The organism is Dialister sp. (genome assembly GCF_036343215.1).
Taxonomy (GTDB): Bacteria; Bacillota; Negativicutes; order Veillonellales; family Dialisteraceae; genus Dialister.
This window is the reverse complement of sequence record NZ_JAZASU010000181.1, coordinates 1-1,791: the sequence shown is the minus strand read 5'-3', so window position 1 is coordinate 1,791 and position 1,791 is coordinate 1. Positions and strand designations below refer to the sequence as shown.

The window sequence follows — 1,791 nt, the reverse complement described above, 5'->3', positions numbered from 1 at the left end:
AATGGCCAAATGCCGTTCAGTCCGTTAATTCAAGGCCCTTCTCAGATGGCATCAGGGATTGCCCTGATGCATGGCTCCAAAAGTGAATCGATGAAAAAAGTGGAAATTACCTCTTGACACCGGTCACTTCATAACAGAGGGCAAGTAAAGGAAAATTCCGCACTACCCGTTCATGGCACATATGAGGAAAACGGTACGCATGATACCGGGCCCCACCCTTCCGAGTGCTGCTCTCGAACGCCATTTGAAGGAGAGAGGCAAAGCCGAACGACGCGCAAATGGCAGTGAGAGTCATGCCGTTGCGGGAAGGGTGGCCGCGGAGCGACCGGGTAAGTTCATCTTTGTTAAAAATAGCAAATGACTGCAAATAAACTGAAGTACGTGGGAAGTGTACTTTTTATTTTCCCAATTCTCCGCGAAACGATTGTACGACCTATCCGTCAGCTCCGCTGACACCTTCCCATCCCAGGGAAGGTTGTGACCGATAGTATGCTGATGGATTTCCTCATATCTGCCGTGGACCTGTAGTGCTGAGGGAAGCATCCATCATCCCATCCGCCCCTGCGGGGCACCTTCCCCATCTGGGGAAGGCTATCCATCAGGCGGCCTCTGGCTGCCGGGGTTGGACTCTTTCGCCCCTCAGTCACAACGCGTGCGCTCCCGGATTGCGGGGAGCCTGGCCGCGATTGTTTTGAGTCAATTTTGATGATTCTGTTATTTTATATACATATATAAGGGCGGGCTTCATGAATTTGGCCCGCCACCTTCCCGGCAGTCCCGGGAACTCCCACGTCCCTCCCGGGAACAGAAGCCCGCGAAAGCGGGCTTTTGTCGTTCCTGCGGTTTGTGACGGAAAAAGTACGTTTTATGACGGAATTTACAAAAATGAGTTCTATTTCTATATAATAAGGATAAAGAAATATTTCCATTTCAAAGAAAGGAGGACCTATGCTCCGTATAGCGATTTGTGACGACATGAAAGACCAGGTCCGCCTCATTCATCAGGCGGCCATGAATTATTTCGAAAAAGATAACCAGCAGGTCACCTATAAACTCTATGACAATGCTTTTGCCTTCATGGACGATATCGAGGCGAAAACGCCTTTCGATATCATCCTCCTCGATATCTGCATGCCGGGACTCCTGGGGACCGACATCGCGAAGGAGCTCCGGCGGGAAAAGGGCAAGAGTGAAATCATATTCCTCACCTCCAGCGATGAATATGCCATCGATGCCTTTTCCGTGGATGCGGCCCATTATCTTCTGAAACCTTTCACCCAGGATCAGTTCGATACCGCCATGAAACGGGCCATGGACCGGATCCGCCTCCGTTTCAGCAAACGAATCATATTCAAAGTAGAAGGCGGCATCCGGGTGGAAGAAATAGAAAATATCCTCTACGCCGAAAGTAACGGCCATATCCTCACCGTAGTCCTCAAAGACGGAAAATTCACCACCCGCCAGGCCCTCGCCTCCCTCCAGGAAAAACTGGAAACCATCAGCCCCGGACAATTTACCGTCCCCTCCAAAGGGTACCTCGTCAACCGGAAAGCCATCAGGGCCATCAAGACCAACGGAGTGGAAGTAGGGGACCGGCTCATCCCCCTCTCCAGAGGGACAAGCCGGAAATTCCAGGAAGAGTATTTCGAGTATATATTCTCAGTGTGGGATAATATGAAGTGACCTCCGGTTTGCACATTCGTGGATTCACCCTGTACAATGGAGTCAGCCAATAACCCATCCTGAACAGGGAATTACCTACACGCAAACGGAGGTCACTATGAATAGTTT

Annotated in this window: 1 protein-coding gene; it reads left to right on the top strand. The window is 50.6% G+C overall.

All coding sequences use genetic code 11. The features are described 5' to 3' along the window. The first annotated feature begins 948 nt into the window (after nt 1–948). Nucleotides 949–1,683: a LytR/AlgR family response regulator transcription factor gene (locus tag VZT47_RS10200; protein WP_330224852.1), complete on the top strand. Its 735-nt coding sequence runs from the start codon at nt 949–951 to the stop codon at nt 1,681–1,683. The last annotated feature ends 108 nt before the right edge of the window (nt 1,684–1,791 follow it).